The organism is uncultured Thiohalocapsa sp., assembly GCF_913063425.1.
Taxonomy (GTDB): domain Bacteria; phylum Pseudomonadota; class Gammaproteobacteria; order Chromatiales; family Chromatiaceae; genus Thiohalocapsa.
Window position 1 is genome coordinate 43,148 of record NZ_CAJXYK010000029.1, and the last position, 20,977, is coordinate 64,124.

Genomic DNA, 20,977 nt, shown 5'->3' on the forward strand with positions numbered 1-20,977 from the left:
GCATACCGGAGGATCCGAAACATCGCGCCGCGACCTCAAGCATAAAGCGCGCCGCCAGTGCCTGATGTCGATGGCGGCTTGCCGAGATCGCGTGCTGCGGACGCGCGAAGGCGCGAAACCAGCACGCCGGGACGCTATCGGAGTTGTAACAGCAGAGGACCCACAGCCGTATCGACACTCACCCTTGTCCGCCGTACCGTCGCGGTGCTCGCCTTTCTGTCTGCGTTGGTACTCACCATCCACTTGGTCGGCGAACTGAATCGCGTCAAGATGCTGAAGACCGATCTCGCGGAGATCAACGACGTCCGTTATGGACTGATGAACGCGGAAGAATGGGTTTCTCGCGTCGCGGAGGTTCTGGAGCGACGCATCACGGAGTTCGAGGTAAACGACGCCAACCGCCCCGAGATCCGCCAAGCGATCACCCGGGCATTGGAGCAAGTCCTGATGGCTGTCGAGAACTACCTCAGGGAACGTGGACAACCAAGGGGAGACGGATTCTTCCGGGATCTTGGGCGCATGCTGCAACGCGGGGTTCAGGAATGGGTGTTGGACATCGACGAGCTCCGTGCTCAGGTGCCACAGTTTGCGGATCTGATTCTTGAGGAGTTGTCGCGCCCGGAGGCCCGTCGCGCGCTGAAGGATCAACTCATCACGTTTCTCAACCAGGCGACCTCCTCGGCCTTCTCACCAACAGATCGTTCCACGCTGACCGCAACACTGCGGCGCTATGGCTGCACTGAACCCGCGAGTTGCAGCGACTACCTCCGCGGCTGGATCGAAGACGCCAAAAGGCCACTGCTCTACGAGCAGCTCGCACTCTACGGACTCGTCGTGCTCATCTTCGGCTTACTGCTGCTGGCGCGAGAAGACGGCGCCACGTCGTCTAAACAAGGCTGTACGCTGAGCGCGTTCAATCTGGCCCTGCTGACCAGCACCACGCTTCTGCTGCTCGCGGGCGGGGTCCTGACGCCGATGATCGAGATCGATGCGCGAATCTCGGAGTTCTCCATGCAACTGATGGGCGAGACCATCAGATTCAGCAACCAGGTGTTGTACTACCAGAGCAAGAGTATCTTCGACGTTGTATCGATTCTGGTTCAGACTGCATCCGCCGACATGATCTTCGTCGCCGTGCTGCTGGTGACCTTCAGTGTGCTGTTTCCGCTGATCAAGGTCATCACCGGCTTCTTGTACTTCTCGGATGAGCGCGCGGCACGCTCCGGCCTCGTGCAGTTCTTCGCGCTGCGCTCCGCCAAGTGGTCGATGGCGGATGTGTTCGTCATCGCCATCTTCATGGCCTACATCGGTTTCAGCGGGCTCGTGGGCAGCCAGCTCGGTGCGCTGAGCCGGTCAGCACGCTCCGTAGAGCTGCTGACCACCAACGGAACCATCCTAGCCGGCGGCTTCTTCCTGTTCGTCGGGTTCGTACTCAGCAGCATGGTCCTTTCCACCGTACTGGAGAAATGCGCGAAACCTACCCCAGTTCCGGTACCCGCCATGCGGCGGCAGTTGCGCAATGGGACAGGGTTGCAGCCCGCTCCGACCGCCGACGTGGATCTGGACTTGGGCGATCTGAATCTCCGCTGATTAAGCGGATTTTCCAAGCGGTCTCTTGAGCGGCCGGGACCCGCGGCAGCGCTGCGCGCAGCACCAGGATCAGACTCGCCGCGCTGGACGTGTACCCGAGCCACTGCGTGCTCTGGGCATCCGACAGCTCCCGCGCCCAGAACTGCGCGAAGAACACCGGAAAGAAGCCCGCGATCACCACCGTCGCAAAGGCCGAGTTGGCCCAGTCGTAGACGGCCCAGGCGAGGACTTTGGACGCGGGGCGAGACAAGACAGACAGCACGGGTGGCTTCGGTTGGAGAGTGGGGTTAAACCAGGGCTGAGGGCTGAGGGCTGAGGGCTGAGGGCTGAGGGCAGGATCGATGCCGGCGGCAGGCGACGCAAGAGCCCAGCCCAGGCCATCGCCCCCTGCATTGCAGCCCTTTCCACGCCTGTGTCGCTCTTTTTACCATGTCGGCACGCGCCGCTGGAGTCGCACAGGGTGGCTCCGACGCTGCGGCCGAGCTCCCGGGGCGCGTACACTCGCAGGATATCCTGTGCGTGCGTCGCCGGCGCCTCCTGCTTACCCTGAGAGTGCACGGCAGCGCACGCCAAGCGGCCCGCAGAAACTAGACGTGAGACCCATGCAGGCCATCGAGCTCGAACTCGACATCGACGAAAGCCGCGAGATCCAACTCAAGCTCCCGCACCATGTGAGCCCCGGCAAGGCAAGGGTGCTGGTATTCTGCGAGCAGCCCGACGCGCACGCCGACGCCGAGCAGACTGCGGCCCGACGGCGACTAAAGTTCGGCCAGTTCCCCGGGGCGGCGACCATGAGCCCGGACTTCGATGATCCCCTGCCCGACGAATTTTGGCTCAGCGGCGACCCGTGAAGAGCCTGCGCGATACAGACGCCCTACCCTGGCTGAACGCCGACAGAAGCCGGCATCGACCGTTGGCTGCCTCCGCATGACCGACAATCAGAAGCAGAAAGTCCACCCGTGTCTCGACTGACAGAGCTGTTGGCACAGGCCAAAGCCAAAGACCCGCAACTGGGCGCGGACCTGGAGCGGGAATTCAAGATACTCTCCGCCCGCCGCGCCTTCGGGCTCAACTTCGAGCGCCACCGGCCGGAAGCCGCGGAGCTGCCGCAGACCCCCGTACGCAGGGGCGACAAGGTGCGGCTGCTGCCGTCCAGAGGGTCGGGCAACAAAGGGGATCAGCGCCTCTGGCGGGTCACGGCAGTCCAGGGCACAGGCGAAGAGCGCGCGGCAAAGATCCAGGCGCTCGGCGCCGACACCCCCGAGACCTGCCGGGTGCCGGTGGCGGATCTGGTGGTGGTCGCAGAGTTCCGGGACCTGATCTATCCCGGCCTCGTCAGCACCGGCCGGGTGGAACGCGGCGGCGACAAGCCCTGCCACACCGTCATCAACGGCGAGAACTATCTGGCCTTGCGCGCGCTCACCTACACCCATCGCGGCAGGATCGACGCGATCTACATCGACCCGCCCTACAACACCGGCGCCAAGGACTGGAAGTACAACAACGATTACGTCGAGGCCGATGATGCCTATCGGCACAGCAAGTGGCTGGCGATGATGGAGCGGCGGTTGAAGCTGGCGAAGGAATTGCTGAATCCCGCGAGATCTATCTTGATTGTCACCATTGACGAAAAAGAGGTGAACCGGCTGGGGCTGCTATTGGAGCAGATGTTCCCGAATGCTCGGGCTCAGCTGGTCACAATCGTGATCAATGCACCAGGACAATCACGTGACCAACAATTGGCCCGTGTTGATGAGTATGCGTTTTTCCTCTTTTTTGGAGAGGCGAGAGCAGTTGCAGGACCAGACGACCTGCTGAACGAGAAGACCTCGCATAATCCTGCCGTCGTGCGCTGGGAGTCCCTGCTGCGCAGTGGGACCAACTCGCGCCGCGCAGACCGTCCCGCTCTTTTCTATCCAATCTACACTGACTCAGCAACCAACCGTGTCATTGGCGTTGGTGAATCCAAGGAACTGGCAGTACCGAGGGACGCATGGGAGGTTCCAGCAGGAGCTAGAGCTATCTGGCCCCTAAAGAGTGATGGCTCTGAAGGTAATTGGCGCGCATCTCAAAAATATTTGATCGACCTCTTGAGTCAAGGGTATGCCAGAATCGGCTCAATTCGTGAAGATGAAGGCAGAGGAACGGTATGGTATCTGGGGAAGTCTGCAATAAGCAAGATCAGCACCGGCGAATTCAGAGTTGTTGGGAAGCATGACTGCGGCGCGGTACTTGTGGAACCAGCGAAGGACACAAAACCTAGAACCGTGATACCAAAAACGGTTTGGAGTCGGCCCTCCCACCACGCTGGTTGGCACGGGAGCGCTATGGTGCGCGCACAACTCCCAGGTCGCTCCTTCCCGTTTCCAAAGTCACTCTACGCGGTCGAGGACGCACTGCGCATCGCTGTTGGCAATTCTCACAGAGCCGTGATCCTCGATTTTTTCGCCGGCTCCGGCACCACCGCCCACGCCGTGATGCGCCTGAACCGCCAGGACGGCGGCCGGCGCCAGTGCATCCTAGTGACGAACAACGAGGTCGGCGCGGACGAGCAGAAGGCGCTGCGAGCGCAGGGGCTTCGACCCGGCGACCCGGAGTGGGAGCAACAGGGCATCTGCGAGCACATCACCAAGCCCAGGGTGCAGGCGGTCATCACGGGCTGCACGCCGGAGGGCGAGCCGATTCAGGGCGACTACAAGTTCACTGACCAGTTCCCGATGGCCGAGGGCTTTGCCGAGAACGCGGAATTCTTTACGCTGACCTTCGAGAACTCCGTCGCGGTGGACCACAACCTGGCCTTTGCGCGCATCGCGCCGCTTTTGTGGCTGCGCGCCGGGAGCGAGGGCCGGCGCATCGATGCACTACCGGAGGCGGGCTTTGCGCTGGCGGACACCTATGCGCTGCTGGCGGACCTCGATGCCGTCGCGCCCTTCTGCGCGGCGGTGGCGGCGGCGCCGGGACTTCGCATCGCCTACATCGTCACGGACGACGCCGGGCGCTTCCAGGCGGTGGCCCGCTGCCTGCCGGCGGGGGTGGAGCCGCTGCGGCTGTATGAGTCCTACCTCACGAACTTCCAGTTCGCCAACGGAGACTGAGCCGTGAAGTTCACGCTCAAGGACTATCAGGAAGACGCCGTGCGCGGCGTGCTCGAGAGACTGGTCAAGGCGCGCAAGCACTGGCATGCCGACCGCGACCGCTACGCCTTCGCGCTGGCGGCCACCACCGGCGCCGGCAAGACGGTGATGGCCGCCGCCGCGCTGGAGGCGCTCTTTCTCGGCAGCGACACCTTCGACTTCGAGGCCGATCCAGGCGCGGTGGTGATCTGGTTCAGTGATGATCCGTCGCTGAATGAGCAGACGCGCTTTCGGCTCGATGAGGCATCCGACGGCCTGCAGGGCCGATTGCAGCCCGTCGACAACAGGTTCTGTCAGGAGAAATTCAACCCCGGCAGGATCTATTTCCTGAACACCCAGAAGCTCGGCAAGAACAGCCTCCTGGTGCGCGGGCACGAGCCGGACCCGGCGACCGCCGCACAGGCCGAGCTGGGGTTGGAAATGCGCCCGGACCTGCGCTCGAACACCATCTGGGACACCATTCGCAACACCATCGAAGACCCGGCCTTGACCCTGTATCTGGTGCTGGATGAAGCACACCGCGGTATGGGCACACCGAGCAAGACCGCCGCGGCGGACCGCTTCACCATCGTGCGGCGCCTCATCAACGGCGCGGGGTCGGTGCCGGCCATTCCGGTGGTCTGGGGTATCTCCGCGACCATCGAGCGCTTCACCGCGTCTTTCCCGGACATGCATGGCCGCGCCACCTTTCCTGATGTCACGGTAGACGCGGCCAAGGTCCAGGCGTCCGGGCTGCTCAAGGACACCATTGTCCTGGACATCCCTAAGGACGCGGGTCAATACGACACGGTGCTGCTGCGCCGTGCCACGGAGAAGCTGAAGGCAGCGAGCGACGCCTGGGCGGCCTACGCCAAGCGCGAAGGCGACACCGCGCCGGTGCTGCCGCTGATGGTGCTTCAGGTGCCTAATGCGCCGGACCACGACGAGATCGGCCGCGCGCTGAAGGTGATCCTGGACACCTGGCCGGCGCTGAATCCCGGGCATTTCGCCCATGTCTTCGGCGAGCACAGCACGCGGACCTTCGGCCCCTATACCCTGCCCTACATCTCCCCGGAGCAGGTGCAGGACGCCTCCGATGTGCGTGTGCTCGTGGCCAAGGACGCCATCAGCACCGGCTGGGACTGCCCACGGGCGGAGGTGATGATCTCCTTCCGCCACGCAAAGGACCGCACCCACATCACCCAGCTCATGGGCCGCATGGTGCGTACGCCGCTGGCCCGGCGGATTCCTGGGGATGATCGGCTCAATGCCGTCGAGTGCCTGCTGCCGTTCTTCGACGCCAAGTCGGTCAACGCGGTTGCCGATGCACTGATGTACGGCGGCGACGGCGGCCCGCCCGTGGAGGGCCGGCGCGTGCTCATCAGCCAACGGGAGATGACGCCGAACCCGGCCGTGCCCGAGGCGGTGTGGGAGGCCTTCGCCACGCTGCCGTCGCAGAAGCTGCCACCGCGGGAGGCCAAGCCCGTGCGGCGGCTGACGCTGCTGGCCCACGAGCTGGCGGCCGACGGCCTGCTGCCGAATGCCGGAAAGGAGGCCCATGCGGAGCTGTTCCAGGTGCTGGACGCGGCCCAGGCGCGCTATGCGGACAAGCTCGCGGCTGCCCGGGCGAAGGTGCTTGTGGTGGAGGGGCAGACGCTGACGGCGGACCTGAAGGGCAAGCAAAAGAGCCTGGACAAGTTCTTCGAGCACGCCGACTACCCGGTGATCGAAGCCGCTTACCGCGGCGCGCGGCGCGCACTGGGCGCCGACCTGTGCAAGCGCTACGCGGAAAGGTTGGCCGAAAAGAACAGAACCGCAGAGGCGCCGGAAGACGCACTCATGTCGGCCCACGCGGACATCGCAGCACTTGGCCTGGTGCCGGACGTGAAGACCTATCTCGAGGCCGAGGCCGCGAAGCTCGCCGACGCCTGGCAGGACGCGCATCGCGTCGCGATCAAGGGCCTCTCGGACAAGCGCCGCGAGGTCTACGACACCGTCAAGCAGATGAGCACGGAGCCGCAGGACAGCGAACTGGAGCAGCCGACGGTGTGGATGGAGCCGACGGTGGTCCGCAACCCGGATGGCAGCGAGACGCCATTGCCGACCTATGCGCATCACCTGATGTGCGATGCGTTAGGCCAATTCCCGGCGGACATGAACGATTGGGAGCGGCGTGTGCTGAAGACCGAGATGCAGCGCCCGGGCTTCGTCGCCTGGTACCGCAACCCGTCACGCGCCGGCAGTTATTCCCTGGGCATCGCCTACGTCGCGGGCGAGAGCACGCGGATGGTGCGACCGGATTTCTTGATCTTCGCGAAGCAGGCGGACGGCTCCATGGCCGTGGACATCGTGGACCCGCACGGGACGCAGCTCAGCGACGCGCTGGCGAAGCTGCGGGGGCTTGCCGCCTACGCGGAAAAGCATGCCGCGAAGGTCCGACGCGTCGACGCCATTGCAGCCGTGGGGAACGAGCTGAAGGTGCTGGACCTCACCGTCCCCGGAGTGCGGGAGGCCGTTGCCGTTGCCGCGGACGCGCACAGCCTCTACGAAGGACCCCATGCAAGTGACTATTCGCCCGCCCCAGGCATGTGACGAAGGGGCTTCGATCCCACCAGGCCAGCAACAGGTGACGCATGCACACCGTAACCGCAGAACACGCCAAGGCCCATCTCGAGGAGCTGATCGCGCAAACCGCGGCCGACCACCAGCCGATACAGATCACCGGAGAGCAAGCGAGCGCGGTCATCCTGGCGCAGAAGGACTGGAACGCCATCGCAGAGACCCTCTACCTGAGCGCCATCCCGGGCATGACCGACAGCTTGCGCGAGGGCATGCAGGCGACGGCTGCGGAGCTCAGCGACAAGGTCGACTGGTAGCCTTCCTATTGCACCTCCGCCCCCGCAATCATCACCATCCGCACCAGCTCCGCCAGCGAATCCGCGCGCATCTTGTCCATGACCCGGGCGCGGTGGACCTCGACGGTCTTGGCGCTGACGCCGAGCGCAGTGGCAATCTCTTTGTTGGATCTGCCGTCGGTGACCATGGTCATGACCTCGTGCTCGCGGGGCGTGAGCTCCGCCATGCGTGCGGCGATGTCGGCCCGCTGTGCGCGCAGGGCGCGCTGCTTTTCGTCGTGCTGGAGGGCGTTGCGGATGCTGACGATGAGCGCCTCGTCGTCGAAGGGCTTCTCGATGAAGTCCACGGCGCCGTTCTTCATGGCCTTGACGGCCATGGACACATCACCGTGGCCGGTGATGATGATCACCGGGATGCGGTGCTCGCGCTTGGCGAGGTAGGCCTGCAGCTCCAGCCCACTCATGCCGGGCATGCGCACGTCGAGCAGCAGGCAGCCGGCGCGGCCCGGGTAGTAGGCATCCAGAAAGGCCTGAGCGGAGTCGTAGGTCTCCACCCGCATGCCCATGGACTCGATGAGCCATTGCAGGGAGCTGCGCATGGCCTGGTCGTCGTCGACGACGAAGACGGTCTCTTCCCGGCTCATCGGCCCGCCTCCGCCACCGTCGGCTCAGCCTCGGCCCCTTCGACGTCAGGGACCTGCTCCGGCGCAGGAGCCGCAGCGAGCGCCTCCGCCGCCAGCGGCAGGTGCACATGGAACACCGTGCCCCGCCCGGGCTCGGATTCGGCGCGGATTTCGCCGCCGTGGTCGTCGATGATGGTCTGACTGATGGCCAGCCCCATGCCCATACCGGTCTCCTTCGTGGTGTAGAACGGATCGAACAGGTGCGCCATGCGCTCCTCGGGAATGCCGGGGCCGTTGTCGGCGACGCCGACGATGGCCTCCGTGCCGCGCGCCAACGTGAAGATGGCCAGGTGGCGGTCTTTCACAGGCTTGTCCTCCAGCGCATCCAGGGCGTTGCGGACCAGATTCAGCAGCACCTGCTCGATCTGCACCAGATCCACACTGACCGGGATCTCGCCCTCGGCCAAGTCCAGCTCGATGCGCAGCTCGAGCTTACCGGTCTCGAACTCCAGAAAGCCGCACACCTCCCGCACCATGTAGTTGAGGTCCACGACGCTGCGCACCGGCGCCTGCTTGCCCACCAGCGCCCGCAGCCGGCGGATGATCTCGCCGGCGCGCTGGGCCTGGGCGGAGATCTGGCGCATGGCCTCCACCAGCGGCGCCGTCTCCAGTATCCCGCTCTGCAGCCGCCGGCTCGCCCCTTTGGCGTAGTTGACGATGGCCGACAGGGGCTGGTTCAGCTCGTGCGCCATACCCGTGGCCACCTCCCCCATGGTGGAGAGCCGGCACACGTGCACCAGCTCCGACTGGTGCTGGCGGGATTCCTGCTCCGCCCGACGTACGGCGGTGATGTCGCGGGCGTAGATGTTCACATACCCGAGGTCCGTGATGGGCACGAACAGCAGGGAGTAGATCTGCTCGCCCTGATCGTCCTCGCATTCGTGGTTGAGACCGTCGTCCAGCACCGCGTGCACTTCCTCGATCCAGGCCAGCGGCAGCAGCTGCCCAGGGCCACTGCCCCAGGCCAGGGTCAGCGGGCGGCTCGCGGCATTGGCATAGACGATGAGCCCCTCGGCGTTGACGCGCAGGATGGGATTGGGGCTTTCGCTGGCGAACCGCGCCAGGCTCTTGATCTCCCGCTCCGCCGCCTTGCGCTGGGTGGCGTCGTGGATGTAGAGCGTGTAGACGCGCTCGTCGTCGATGTCGATGGGGACGATGGACATCTCCACCGGAAAGCGCGAGCCGTCCGCCCGCTTGGCCCAAAGCTCGCCGCGGGCGTGCGGGCGGCGGTGGCCGTGCTGGCGGCGACCGGACTCCGAGAGCATCCCGAGAAAGGCGGCATGCTCCGCCGGGTCCAGGAAGCGCCGCGCGAAGTCGCCGTTGAGGGCGTTCACCGGTGTCAGACCCAGCATGGCCTCGGCCATGGGGTTGTAGTCGATGATGAGCCCGGCGCGGTCCAGGCTCACGATGGCGTCCAGGGATGCCTCCATGATGGCCGCCTTGAGCGCCTCGGTCTCGCGCATCTCGTGGGCGTGGCGGCGGTTCATCTCCTCCCGCGCCTTGAGTACCAGGTTGGTGAAGTGCTGGATCCAGTCCTCCAGCAGCAGCAGCTGGTTGCCGCCGCGCTTGAAGTTGGGCTGCTCGATCTCGAGCGCCCGCTGCGAGAACCGCGTCATGCGCGTCAGCACCCGGTTCAGGCGCGCGGACACCAGATAGATCACCAGGGTGAACACGGCGATGAACACCAGGGCCGCGATGAGCCGCTGGTTGCGCTCGAACTCCACCACCCGCTCGGTCATCTTCTCCACGCTGGAATGCGGGATGAAGGTCGCGAAGAGCATGTTCCAGTTGGAGCCTTCGTACTCCGGCAGCGACTGGGAAGTGACCACGAACTCATCCCCCCACTGCTCCAGCAGGGTGCCGGGGATCAGCTCCTGCGGCTCGTTGGTGGCGAGGATGCGCTGCTCGTCGGAGTCCACCAGCGCCACCGCCGAGCTGTCCGCGGACACGCTGCCCTCGGACGCCTCCAGAAAGGCCGTGTCGATGGGCACCACCACCACCAGATGGCCCATGCCGTAGCCGCCGGCGTCTTCCACCCGGTCGCTCACCACCAGGTAGGGCGCATCGCCGGCACGGGCGAGCACCGTGCGCACGTCATCGCCCTCGCCCACCCAGGTGGCGGCGTCCGCGAGGAGCTCCGGCGCCAGGGCCTTGCGCCCCGCCTGGTAGATCTCCCGCACCTGGCCGCGGGTGTCCATCAACAGCACATGGCTCGGCGCCAGCAGCGCATTGCGCTCGAAGAAGTCCGGCAGCCAGAACGGGCGGAACTGCTCGTACACCACCGGCTCCACGTCCTCTTCCGGAAACCAGAACAGCGGCTCCAGGTACTGCGCAAGCCGGCGGTGATTGGCCAGGAGCCGCGCCGTGGCGGCGTAGTTGTTCATGTACTGATCGAAGCGCAGCAGGCTCTCGCGCGAGCGCAGATCCAGCCGCGCCGTGAGCTCCTTGTTGAAGATGCGCTCCACCGCCCGGCTCTGCACATGGTCCAGCACGCCCCACACGGCGAGCCCGGCCACAAGCCCGATGAGGATCGCAATGAGCGGCATGGGCAGATGCCGCAACACTCGGTAGACCGCTGGCTTCACAGAGACTCTCGGCAGCGTCGGGCTTCTGTTCATGGGGGCTTTCACGACGGTCGGGAAGCGCTGAAGCCCAGTGGACGCCCCGGCTGAGTCCCCGAGCGGGACGGCTCCAGGCGTCAGCGCCCGCTCAGTCTAGCCGATGTGCAGGCGCCGAATCAGGCAGCGCAGAGCGCGCAGGAACCTTCCGGCCCCGCCGCGGCCCGATGCAGCAAATCAATGACAAGCCGGAGCGCCTCCCGCACACTGCCCTTATGTCCGAGATCCAGACACCCGCCGCCGGCACACCCGCCGCCGACCTCCGGCCCGACCTTGCCCGCGCCCGCACCCCCGGCCTGCTGCGCCGGCTCGCCACCATGCTCTACGACCTGCTGCTGCTGGTGGGCGTGCTGGTGGTGGCGGCGGCGCTGTTCTACACCCTGTTCAACCTGCTCACCGGCAGCGAGGCCATCGCCGGCCCGGCGCGCTTCCTGTTCCAGGGCTACCTGCTGGCGGTGATCGCCGGCTACTACGTCTATTTCTGGACCGGCGGCCGGCAGAGCCTCGGCATGCGCAGCTGGCGCACGCTGCTGCTGCGCGCCGACGGCGGCGAGCTGACGGCGGCCGATGCCCTGCGCCGCCTCGCCTTCGCCGCGCTGACGCTGCTGCCCCTGGGTGCGGGCCTGCTCTGGGTGCTGTTCGACCGCGACGGGCTCAGCTGGTACGACCGCCTGTCGCGCACGCGCCCGGTGCTGACGGTCAAGCCCGACCGCAAGCGACGCTGAAGCGTAGGCATTCCGGCCCGCAACGGCCAGCGCCTTCCCACCACCCGCAAGCGCCCGCCAGGAACGGCATCTGGTTGACGATTTCCAGGTGTTGGATCTGCATTGCATGTGTCCGTGTATCGAGGTGTGTTTGCGCTTCTCGTGATGCACGATGATCGGCCGGCGGCTTGCCGGCCACCAACGTTGCTGTCCGCCTGTGCCCGCGCTAGACTGGTCGGAATTCTGGTCAGACGGAAACGGATCGGCGCATGAAGACGCTGCCACTCACCGAAGCCAAGGCCAAGCTAAGCGCCCTCATCGACGACTTGGCCACCGATGACGAGGAGGTCGTCATCACACGCAATGGCGTCGCCGCGGCCATCCTCGTGAGCCCCGATGAGTTTGAGCGCTGGCGGGAGACCCTGACCCTTCGGCTCGACACCGAGAGTATGGGAGAGATTCGTGCCGGACTCGATCAGCTCGAGGGCGGCAAGGCTCGGTACTACACGCTCGCAGAGCTGTTTGATGACGCGCACGGGCAGACGCCATCCGGCCAGCCCACAACCGACGGCGCGTGACCGAATCCCACCGGCTCCGGGTGCCGGATCGGGTCGCGGCAACCATCCGCGGCCTGCATCCGACGCTGAAGCAGCAGATCCGGGCGGCGCTGCAAGTCCTCATCCAGCGTCCGGCCGCCGGCAAAGCACTGAAGAACGAGCTGGCGGGCCTGCGCAGCTACCGCGTCGGCCGGTCGCGGATCATCTATCGCCTTGCCGGTGAGCGCAGCATCGAGGTCGTCGCCATCGGCCCGCGGCGGACGATCTACGAGGAGACCTATCGGCTGCTGCGGCGGCCGTGAATCGGCTTCGCATGCGGGCGCGTGTCCAGCGGAGCGCGGTTGCCGCTGGACCCGCACCCACGCACCCTCTTTCGTGCCCGCCGCGACCGAAGCCCGCGCCATCGTCTTCAGGTAAGCATCAGAGCAGTCAGATGGACTATCGGATACTCCCCGTCACCCCGTTTCAGCAGAACTGCACATTGCTGCGCTGCCCGGACACAGGCGCCACCGCCATTGTCGACCCCGGCGGTGAGCCGGAACGTATCCTCGCCGCCCTGCGGGAGATGGACGCGGACCCGGCCATGATCCTGCTCACCCACGGTCACCTCGACCACGTGGGAGCAACAACGGACCTGGCCGCGCGGCTTGGGCTGCCCATCGTCGGGCCGCACCCGGACGACGCCTTCTGGCTCGACGCCCTGCCGCAGCAGGCACAGATGTTCGGCTTCCCGCCGCACCAGGCCTTCCGCCCCGACCGCTGGCTCGCCGACGACGAGGTGGTGGAGCTCGGCGAGCGGCGCCTGCGGGTGCTGCACTGCCCCGGCCACACCCCCGGACACATCGTGCTGTTCGATGCCGACGCCCGCCTGGCGCAGGTGGGTGATGTGCTCTTCGCCGGCGGCATCGGCCGCACCGACTTCCCCCGCGGCAACCATGCGGACCTGCTGCGCAGCATCCGCGAGCGGCTCTTCCCCCTGGGCGACGACGTGCGCTTCATCCCCGGCCACGGCCCCATGAGCACCTTCGGCGAGGAGCGCCGCAGCAACCCCTTCGTCGGCGCCGGCGCCTGAACAACCCGCCAGCGCTGCCAAGCAGCGCCGCTGGGTCCATACTTTGCACAGAAGCCCGCGCTGGAGCAGCCCATGCCCAAGACCGACTGGAGCGCACGCAGCTCCCCCGAGCGCCGCCGCCCCTGGCTGGTGCCGCCGGACGCCGAGACCGGAGCCGACACCGGCAGCCGAAGCCAGCCACGCAAGCCCGCCGCCGCCCCGACCGGCGGCAGCGCCGGTGCCCGCGGCGATCAGCACAAAAAGCACTTCGTCGAGCCCTATCCCTACACTCAGGCCCAGCGCAAGGCCATCACCCAGGCCCTGGCGACGGCCCGGCTCGGCGATGCCATGGCGCGGGAGATCTTCATCGGCGCCATCGCCTACGACCTGGCGCTGCTGGCCGCGGCCAAGGCCGAGCCGGTGGCGTGCGCCGCTGGGGCAGACGCGGCGCAGGGGGGCGCAGCACCGGCCGAGCAGCCTGGAGGAACGGACGCGAGCGCCACAGAGCCGGCCGCGACCGTCACGGCCCCGGCCGGGGCAGCCGACGCGCACGCCCTCGCCCACATCGCCGCGCAAGCCCGCGCCCTCGCGGACGCTCTACCCAAGCTGGACCCCGCCGCCCGCATGCAGCTGACGGACAGGCTCACCGACACCGACCCCCTCGCCCGCACCTACGGCGCGGCGTCCATCGGGGCCCTGGCGGCGGCGCTGGCGCACCTCGCGGTGGCCTGTGCGCCGACGCCTGCGCCCGCCGCACAGCCGCAAGCAAGGCCCACACCGGCGTCGGCTCCCCCTGCCCCGACCCCGGCCCCGAGTCAGCGCGACAGCGCCGCTGACGATGAGGCCACGCTCGACTTCATCCGCCGCGCGGCGCAGGTCTACGAGCAATGCTTCGATGCCCGCCCGGCGCCGGCGTCGGATGCCCCCTTCGGCAGCGTGCTGAAGGCGGTCGCCGACAGCACGGATCTCTCTCTGGCGCTGGACGATGCGACCCTGGGGCGCGCCCTGAGCAGAGGCTGACCAGCACCAGGCCGCCGGCGGCGGAGCACCGGCGCCGCCGGCGTCCAGCCCCACTTTTCCGCATCCCAGCGACCGCGGGCGGACGCACGGCGTCAGCCGATGGCCGGACACAGGCGTCTTGCCCGGCCCGCGTCGGGTAAGATCGCGGGTTTGCAACGCCGACCGCTCCGCCCGATGTTCCTCAAACAGCTCATCGCCAAGACGCGCAGCCCACGCCAGCCGGACCCGGATGCGCTCATCGAGACCGCCCGCAGTGCGCCGGACGCCGCCGCCCGCCGCGACGCCTGCCGCTCTCTGGTGCAGCTGGAGGTGCTGCGGCGCATCGCCGCGGAGGACGCCGATGCCGGCGTGCGCGACCTCGCCCTGGCGCGCTTCCGCAACCTGCTGTGCGGGCTCGACGAGCAGGCGCCGGCCCTCGCCGAGCGCAGCGCGGCGCTGGCCGCGGTGGACGACGAGACCCTGCTCGCCCATGTGGCACGGGACGCTGCGGAGCCCGAGCTGCGCCGCGCCGCCATCGAGCGGCTGCGGCTGCCCGAGCATCTGGTCGCCTGCGCCGTGGACGACGCCCTGGCCGCCAACCGCCACGCCGCCGCCGAGCGCATTCAGGAGCGCGCCGCGCTGGAAGCGGTGCAAAAGCGCGTCAGCAAGCGCGACAAGGGCGTCTATCGGCTGGTGAAGGAGCGCCTGCGCGCCATCACCGAGGCCGAAGAGCGCCCGCGCCGGCTGCGCGCCGACGCCGATGCCATCTGCGAGAAGCTGGAGCGCCTGGGGCGCTTCGACAACTGGACCCAGGACCATGCCCTGCTCCAGCATCTGGACAGCGAGTGGGCCGACATCGAGGCCGCCCTGGGCGATGATCTGGATGCAGTGCGCCGCGAGCGCCGCGGGCACCTGCGCGCGGACTTCATGGCCCGCTACCGGGCCCAGGCCGAGGCCCAGGCCGCCGAGCAGGCCGCCGCCGAGGCCGATGCCGCCGCCGCCGGGCGCCGGGCCGAGCTGATCCGCGAGCTCGCCGACTGCGCCCTGCTCGACGACGTGCAGGCACTGGGGACCCGCATGCAGGCGCTCACCGGGGACTGGCAGGCCCTCGCCGAGAACGCCACCGCCCGTGACAAGCGCGCCTACGCGGACGCCGAGGCCGCCGCCCGCGCCCGGCACGAGGCCCTCACCGCCGAGCGCAGACAGGCGCGCGCCGCCGAGCAGCTGCGCCGCACCGCCGAGGAGGCACTGGCGGCCGGCGCGCTGGAGCACCGCCGCGTGCAGACCTGCGAGCGGCGCCTCAAGGACCTGCGCGCCGCGGGCGAGGTGCCGGCGGCCACGATCGAGGCGGTGGAGAAGCTCACGGCGCGTCTCAAGAAGCATCGCGAGCAGATGCGCCGCAAGCTCGCGGCCCTGCCGGAGCGGCTCGCCGAGCTGGACGCGCACTTCGCCGCCGGGCAGCTCAGGCAGGCGGAGCCGCTGTACCAGAGCATCCGCGCCACCCTGGACCACGCCCACAGCGCCGGTCTGCTCGACGGCGACACCGCCGCCGCCGAGGCGCATCTCAAGGACATCGCCCCGCAGCTCAAAGAGCTGCAGCGCTGGCGGCGCTGGGGCACAGATACCCACCGACAAAGCCTGTGCGAAGACATCGAGGGGCTCGCCGCCGACACCGAGCACGAGTTGGAGCCCCTCGCCCACCGCCTGGCAGAGCTGCAGGACGCCTGGCGTTCACTGGACCGCAACGGCACACCGGCGAACGACGCCCTGTGGCAGCGCTTCCGCGCCGCCGCCGAGACCATCCGCGAGCGCTGCAAGCCCTACTACGCGGCCCAGACCAAGATCCAGGCCGCCAACCGCGAGCAGCGCGAGGCCCTGTGCCGGCAGCTGGAGGCCTTCCTGGAGCAGGTGGACTGGGAGCGCATGGACTGGAAGAAGGCCATGCGCGCCGCCCGCGAGATGCGCCAGGCCTGGGCCGCGCTGGAGCCTGCGCCGGAGGCGGCATCGAGCGGGCGCCGCCGCGGCGGCCAGCGGCCGCTGGAGGGCCGCTTCCGCAAGTCCCTGCGCCGCCTGGAAGACGCCCTGAGCGCCGAGCGCGAGCGCAACCTCGCCGAGCGCCGGGCACTCATCGAAGCGATGCAGCGGCTCGCCGACGTGCCGGATCTGCGCGACGCCATCGACAAGGCCAAGGCCCTGCAGCGCCAGTGGCGGCCCACGGTCACCGGCCGCAAACGCGACGAGAACGCGCTGTGGCAGGAATTTCGCGCCGCGGCCGATGCCGTCTTCGCCCGCCGCGAGGCCGAGTACCAGGCCCGCACCGCGGAGCTGGATCAGAACCTCGCCACCCGCGAGGCCATCTGCGACGCCCTCGCTGCCGCCACAGCGGACGCGACGGACGCCGCCGCCCTGCGCAGCACCCTGCGCGAGCAACAACAGCAGTGGCGCGACACCGACGCCCTGCCGGTGCCCAAGGCTAAGCTCCAGGCCCTGCGCCGGCGCTGGCAGCAGGCGCAGGACGACGCCCAGGCACGCCTCACGGCCCTGGTGGCCGCCGCACGCTGGGCACAGCTCGACGACCTGATGCGTCGCGCCGCCTGGTGCGACAACGCCGCCCGCGCGCTGGCCGACGACACCGGCACAGCGCCGGATGCCGCCGCCCTGCGCCGGGACTGGGAGGCGCTCGGCACGGCCGCCGACGCCCAGGCCGCCGTGCCCCTGGCCGCGGCCGCCGAGCGCATCCTGGCCGCCGCCGACGGCGACAGCGAGGCCCGCTCACGGCTGCGCGAGCAAATGAAAGAAGCCGCAGCGGCGCGGCGGGGCCTGTGCCTGCGCCTGGAGATCGCCGCCGGTGTGGACTCGCCGCCGGAGCTGGAGGCCGAGCGCATGCAGCTCCAGGTACAGCGCCTGGCGGCGCGCATGGGTGACGGCGGCGCCCGTGACGACGACGATGCGGAGACGCTGCTGCGCCACTGGTGCGCGGCGACCCCGGCCGCCCCCGCGGCGGACCTCGACGCACGCCTGGCGCGCGTCAGTCGCGCACTGCGGCCCACAGAGACGGCACCCGCAACCGCCTGATCCCTGCACCAGCGCGGAGTCGCGAGCCCACGCCGGATGCGTCGGCTTCAGTCGGCACCACGGGTACGCCGACTTCAGTCGGCACCCTAGGGACGGCGGACTTCAGTCCGCCGCCCCCGTAACTCCCGGGCGACACCGACAGAGCCCCCGGCGGTTGTGTACTGTGGACGGCGGCGGTCAACGCGCCCCCGCCTCAGTACTTCACCGAGCAGCCATAGGGCCGGGTCACGGCCTTGGCCACGGATTCGCCGGCGGCGAGGGCGGCCATGGCGAGGCGCACGTAGTTCTCGGCGCCTTCGACGTCGGCGATGTCCGTGGTCGGCTTGTCGTCGATGCCGCCCATGTAGACCAGGGTGCCGTCGGCGTCGATGACGTACATGTGCGGCGTGGTGCGGGCGCCGTAGGCCTTGCCGATGTTGCCTTCGGGGTCCAGCAGTACGGCCGTGGGTGCGGCGCCGCGGGACTCGGTGAGGGCATCCGCCTGCCCGGCGCTGACGTGGCCCTGCTTGCCGGGGGCGGAGGAGATCACGGAGAGCCAGGTGTAGCCGGCCTCGGTGGCCTCTTTCTGGAGTGCCTGCATGTTGCCGGACTCGTAGTGCTTCACCACGTAGGGGCAGTCGTGGTTGGTCCACTCCAGGATCACGGGCGTGCCGCGCAGGTCGGCCAGATTCCAGGTTTTGCCCGTGGTGTCGGTGCCGGTGAAGGCCGGCGCCGGCTTGCCCACCTCGGGCGCGGCGGCGGCGGTGCCGGCGACAAGCGCGGCGACGAGGCCGGCACAGAGGGCGGCGGCGGTGGTGATGGCGTGTGCGCGCATGGTCGGGTCTCCTCGATGGCTTGATGGAAGTCGGGTTTGCTGCGGCGGGTCACCCGGTGCCCAGGTGATCCAGCACGATGGCCTCGGTCAGCACCTGCGGCAGCACACGGGGCGCGCCGCCGGGCGGATAAAAGACGTAAATGGGTACGCCGTTGCGCCCGAAACCCGCCAGATAGTCCGTGATGGCGGGGTCGCGGTTGGTCCAATCGCCCTTCAGGTACAGCACATCGCGCTCGGCGAAGGCACGGGCGACGGCGGCGCGGCTCAGCGCCACCCGCTCGTTGACGAGGCAGGTGATGCACCAGGCCGCGGTCATGTTGACGAACACGGGGCGGCCGTCGGCCAGCGCGGCGGCGAGCCGCCCGGGCGAGTAGGGCTCGGCTGGCAGACCCGCCGCTGCCTCGGCACCTGCGGGCGCGGCCCGGCCGGCCGTCGGCGGTGCCGCGACCTGGTCGCCGGACAGGCCCACGCCGAGCCAGAGCGCAGCCCCCAGGCCCGCCCCGGCGGCGGCGGCGCCGACCCGGGGCCAGGGCGAGCGCTGGAACCGCATCTGCTCCTGCACCCAGAGGCCGAAGGCAAGGACCAAGGCCCCGGTGAGCGCCGTGGCGAGGCCGCCCGGCCCCGTCTGCACCGCCAGCACCCAGAGCAGCCAGGCGGCGGTGGCGAACATCGGGAAGGCCAGCGTCTGCTTGAGGGTCTCCATCCAGGGCCCAGGCCGGGGCAGCCGGCGCGCGAGCCCGGGGGAGACGGCGAGCAGCAGGAAGGGCAGTGCCATGCCGAGCCCCAATGCCAGCACGATGGCGAGCGCCGCGGGCCAGGGCACGGTCATCGCATAGCCGAGCGCCGCGCCCATGAAGGGCGCCGTGCAGGGTGCCGCCACCAGGGCCGCCAGCGCGCCGGTGACGAAGGCGCCGAGATGCCCCGCCTGCGCGGCGCCGCCCTGGCCGATGCCCATGAGCCCGGTGCCGAGCGTCAGCGCGCCGGCGAGGCTCATGCCGAGCACGACGAACAGGTAAGCCATCAGGGCGACGAACAGCGGCGACTGCAGCTGAAAACCCCAGCCCACGGCGGCCCCGCCGGCGCGCAGCCCGAGCAGCAGCAGGCCGAGCGCGAGGAAGAACGCCAGCACGCCGGCGGTGTAGGCGAGCCCGTGCAGCGCCCGATGGCCGAATCCGGCACCCCCCTGCCCCGCGAGCCCGAGCGCCTTGATGGCGAGCACCGGGAAGACGCAGGGCATCAGGTTCAGCACCAGCCCGCCGATCAGCGCGAAACCGAGGGCGAGGGGCAGGCCCAGGTCCGCCGCACCGGCCGATGCGGCCGCGGCACCCGCCGGCGTTGGGGCCCCGGCTGCGCCCGTCGCATCCAACCGCAGCCCGACGGTGCCCTCGGCAGCCGTGACCGTGAGCAGTCCGGTGGCGGCGACGGAGGCCGCCGCGTCGCCGGGCGCGAGGGTCAGCGTCAGGTGGTCGGCGTCCAGCGACCAGCGCTGCTCGGCGGCATGGTTGACGAGCCCCCAGGCATCCGGAAAAAAGTAGGCATCAGAGACGCCGCCCGGGAGCGCCGCGGCGGGCACCCGCAGCCCGAGCGCGTCGTCGCCGCGCGTCAGGACTGCCTGCACCACGCCCGCCTGCGGCAGGCGCGCACGCGCCTCGGCGAAGAGCGTCCGCACGGCACCCGGTGGCGCATCCGCCGCCGCGGGATCGGTGCTCAGGGTCAGGCTGAACCGGCCCTGCTCCGGGATGCAGGCCTCCTCGCACACCAGCCAGTGGGCTTCCGCGGTGACCGGGATGGGCGCGTCCGCGGGCCAGTCCGCCGGCACCTGGAGCGACACCAAATGCACGGCGCGGCCCGAGTAGCCGTAGTTCACCAGCGGTCCGACGGGGATGGGCGCGGGCAGAGGCCAGCGGATAGGGCCTGCCGTGACGCCCTCCGGCAGCTGCCAGTCGATGCGCGGCGGCTCGCCGGAGTCGCCCGGGTTGCGCCAGTAGGTGTGCCAGTGCGGGCGAATGTCCAGCACCAGCGCCAGATCCACGGATGCCCCCGGCTGCACCCGGCTCTGCTCGGCCAGGAGCCGGGCGCGGACGTTGTCCGTGATGACGGGGGCCGATGCCGCCGGTCCGTCGAAGACCGCGGCGTCGATGGCCGGCTGCACCTGCGTCATGGGGGCCGCCCGCAGCGCCGTGGTCACGAAGACCGCCAGCAGCAGCGCGAGCAACACCAGCCCACGCGGTGCGACCAGTGCTTGGGCTCCGGTGAGCGCGGCCATCGGCCGTCGTGCTGCGGGGAGCGCCATGAGCCACCCTGACCGTTGCGCTCAGCGCCCGCGGCGGCGGCCGCGGCGCTCCAGCTTGCAGTTCAGCATGTCGTCCGCCAGCGACACGAAGGGGATCTGACCGACGCCGCCGTGGACTTCGCCCGCCTGGGTGACCAGGTCCGCCACGTCCGCCACCGGCGCATCGGGATCGGCATCTGGGGTGACGAGCCGGCGCAGGCCGAGCAGTCCGCCGGTCTGGATCTTCACCAGCACACTGTGGGGCATCTGGGTGAGGTCGTCCTCCACCCCGAAGGCATCCAGCCCCACCTGTTTCAGGCCAGCGAAGAGCTCGCCGCAGCGGGCGTGGGCCTCGGCATGGTCACAGTCGTATTCAGACCCGCCGCGGCGGACCACCTCGGTGGCATGTCGGCAGGCTGCGCGGCCCGTGGTGATGGGCGCGGCAAAGGGGCACTTGCGCGTGGGTGCGTCCGTCATGGGGCTGTCCTCGGTTGGGCCGATCAACGCTCGCGGGGCGGCTTATGCGGTTGCCGCAGGTCTACATCAAGCGCAGCGGCCGCACCCTGGGCGGACCGCCAATGGGCTCGGCTGTGCACGGAAACCTGGCCTAAACGCCACATGAATAGCGGTTTATACCTAGGTCCAT

General features: G+C 69.0%; 16 protein-coding genes. 11 read left to right on the forward strand and 5 right to left on the reverse strand.

What is annotated here, in order from left to right:
* Positions 1-225: 225 nt before the first annotated feature.
* From QZ607_RS15725 to QZ607_RS15745, 5 genes are all read left to right on the forward strand, one after another.
* Positions 226-1,590, forward strand: coding sequence for a paraquat-inducible protein A (locus tag QZ607_RS15725; protein WP_295884479.1), 1,365 nt, complete (start codon positions 226-228; stop codon positions 1,588-1,590).
* Between the two features lie 602 nt (positions 1,591-2,192).
* On the forward strand, positions 2,193-2,441 hold the full coding sequence (locus tag QZ607_RS15730) for a hypothetical protein (RefSeq protein WP_295884467.1): 249 nt from the start codon (positions 2,193-2,195) through the stop codon (positions 2,439-2,441).
* 129 nt (positions 2,442-2,570) lie between these two features.
* Entirely contained in the window at positions 2,571-4,685 is a 2,115-nt protein-coding gene (locus QZ607_RS15735) for a DNA methyltransferase (RefSeq protein ID WP_295884468.1), read from the forward strand.
* A 3-nt stretch (positions 4,686-4,688) separates the two neighbouring features.
* On the forward strand, positions 4,689-7,295 hold the full coding sequence (locus tag QZ607_RS15740; RefSeq protein WP_295884469.1) for a DEAD/DEAH box helicase family protein: 2,607 nt from the start codon (positions 4,689-4,691) through the stop codon (positions 7,293-7,295).
* Positions 7,296-7,336: 41 nt separating this feature from the next.
* Positions 7,337-7,579, forward strand: a complete 243-nt coding sequence (locus QZ607_RS15745) for a type II toxin-antitoxin system Phd/YefM family antitoxin (RefSeq protein ID WP_295884471.1) — start codon at positions 7,337-7,339, stop codon at positions 7,577-7,579.
* A gap of 5 nt (positions 7,580-7,584) precedes the next feature.
* Here the strand turns inward: QZ607_RS15745 and fixJ are convergent, their stop codons facing one another.
* Positions 7,585-8,202 carry a response regulator FixJ gene (gene fixJ / locus QZ607_RS15750; RefSeq protein ID WP_295884473.1) on the reverse strand — a complete coding sequence of 206 codons (618 nt, stop codon included), beginning with the start codon at positions 8,200-8,202 and terminating at the stop codon, positions 7,585-7,587.
* Positions 8,199-10,787: an ATP-binding protein gene (locus QZ607_RS15755; protein ID WP_295884480.1), complete on the reverse strand. Its 2,589-nt coding sequence runs from the start codon at positions 10,785-10,787 to the stop codon at positions 8,199-8,201. Before QZ607_RS15755 ends, fixJ begins: the two co-directional genes overlap by 4 nt.
* A 287-nt stretch (positions 10,788-11,074) precedes the next feature.
* On the opposite strand from QZ607_RS15755, the gene QZ607_RS15760 reads away from it, so the two are divergent.
* The 6 genes from QZ607_RS15760 to QZ607_RS15785 all read left to right on the forward strand — a co-directional run bounded on the left by QZ607_RS15760 (position 11,075) and on the right by QZ607_RS15785 (position 17,245).
* Positions 11,075-11,584, forward strand: coding sequence for an RDD family protein (locus QZ607_RS15760; RefSeq protein ID WP_295884482.1), 510 nt, complete (start codon positions 11,075-11,077; stop codon positions 11,582-11,584).
* A 248-nt stretch (positions 11,585-11,832) separates the two neighbouring features.
* The gene (locus QZ607_RS15765) at positions 11,833-12,141 is read left to right on the forward strand and encodes a type II toxin-antitoxin system Phd/YefM family antitoxin (protein WP_295884483.1); all 309 of its coding nucleotides are present in this window, start codon (positions 11,833-11,835) and stop codon (positions 12,139-12,141) included.
* The gene (locus QZ607_RS15770) at positions 12,138-12,422 is read left to right on the forward strand and encodes a type II toxin-antitoxin system RelE/ParE family toxin (RefSeq protein WP_295884485.1); all 285 of its coding nucleotides are present in this window, start codon (positions 12,138-12,140) and stop codon (positions 12,420-12,422) included. Before QZ607_RS15765 ends, QZ607_RS15770 begins: the two co-directional genes overlap by 4 nt.
* Positions 12,423-12,553: 131 nt before the next feature.
* Positions 12,554-13,192 (forward strand): MBL fold metallo-hydrolase, encoded by a 639-nt coding sequence (locus tag QZ607_RS15775; protein WP_295884487.1) that lies wholly within the window; start codon positions 12,554-12,556, stop codon positions 13,190-13,192.
* Positions 13,193-13,264: 72 nt separating this feature from the next.
* The gene (locus QZ607_RS15780; RefSeq protein WP_295884489.1) at positions 13,265-14,191 is read left to right on the forward strand and encodes a hypothetical protein; all 927 of its coding nucleotides are present in this window, start codon (positions 13,265-13,267) and stop codon (positions 14,189-14,191) included.
* A gap of 174 nt (positions 14,192-14,365) precedes the next feature.
* Positions 14,366-17,245, forward strand: coding sequence for a DUF349 domain-containing protein (locus tag QZ607_RS15785; protein WP_295884490.1), 2,880 nt, complete (start codon positions 14,366-14,368; stop codon positions 17,243-17,245).
* Between the two features lie 193 nt (positions 17,246-17,438).
* On the opposite strand, the gene QZ607_RS15790 is transcribed toward QZ607_RS15785, so the two are convergent.
* The 3 genes from QZ607_RS15790 to QZ607_RS15800 are packed head-to-tail and all read right to left on the reverse strand — an operon-like array spanning position 17,439 to position 20,808.
* Positions 17,439-18,059, reverse strand: coding sequence for a thioredoxin family protein (locus tag QZ607_RS15790; protein ID WP_295884493.1), 621 nt, complete (start codon positions 18,057-18,059; stop codon positions 17,439-17,441).
* A gap of 49 nt (positions 18,060-18,108) precedes the next feature.
* On the reverse strand, positions 18,109-20,352 hold the full coding sequence (locus QZ607_RS15795; RefSeq protein WP_295884494.1) for a protein-disulfide reductase DsbD: 2,244 nt from the start codon (positions 20,350-20,352) through the stop codon (positions 18,109-18,111).
* Positions 20,353-20,373: 21 nt separating this feature from the next.
* Entirely contained in the window at positions 20,374-20,808 is a 435-nt protein-coding gene (locus tag QZ607_RS15800; protein WP_295884496.1) for a hypothetical protein, read from the reverse strand.
* Positions 20,809-20,977: the final 169 nt, after the last annotated feature.

Bases quoted from the DNA above. Each gene is read 5' to 3' on its own strand.
- QZ607_RS15730 (WP_295884467.1), top strand. From the start codon at position 2,193: ATGCAGGCCATCGAGCTCGAACTCGACATCGACGAAAGCCGCGAGATC.
- QZ607_RS15745 (WP_295884471.1), top strand. From the start codon at position 7,337: ATGCACACCGTAACCGCAGAACACGCCAAGGCCCATCTCGAGGAGCTG.
- fixJ (WP_295884473.1), bottom strand. From the start codon at position 8,202: ATGAGCCGGGAAGAGACCGTCTTCGTCGTCGACGACGACCAGGCCATG.
- QZ607_RS15755 (WP_295884480.1), bottom strand. From the start codon at position 10,787: ATGCCGCTCATTGCGATCCTCATCGGGCTTGTGGCCGGGCTCGCCGTG.
- QZ607_RS15760 (WP_295884482.1), top strand. From the start codon at position 11,075: ATGTCCGAGATCCAGACACCCGCCGCCGGCACACCCGCCGCCGACCTC.
- QZ607_RS15765 (WP_295884483.1), top strand. From the start codon at position 11,833: ATGAAGACGCTGCCACTCACCGAAGCCAAGGCCAAGCTAAGCGCCCTC.
- QZ607_RS15775 (WP_295884487.1), top strand. From the start codon at position 12,554: ATGGACTATCGGATACTCCCCGTCACCCCGTTTCAGCAGAACTGCACA.
- QZ607_RS15780 (WP_295884489.1), top strand. From the start codon at position 13,265: ATGCCCAAGACCGACTGGAGCGCACGCAGCTCCCCCGAGCGCCGCCGC.
- QZ607_RS15785 (WP_295884490.1), top strand. From the start codon at position 14,366: ATGTTCCTCAAACAGCTCATCGCCAAGACGCGCAGCCCACGCCAGCCG.
- QZ607_RS15790 (WP_295884493.1), bottom strand. From the start codon at position 18,059: ATGCGCGCACACGCCATCACCACCGCCGCCGCCCTCTGTGCCGGCCTC.
- QZ607_RS15795 (WP_295884494.1), bottom strand. From the start codon at position 20,352: ATGGCGCTCCCCGCAGCACGACGGCCGATGGCCGCGCTCACCGGAGCC.
- QZ607_RS15800 (WP_295884496.1), bottom strand. From the start codon at position 20,808: ATGACGGACGCACCCACGCGCAAGTGCCCCTTTGCCGCGCCCATCACC.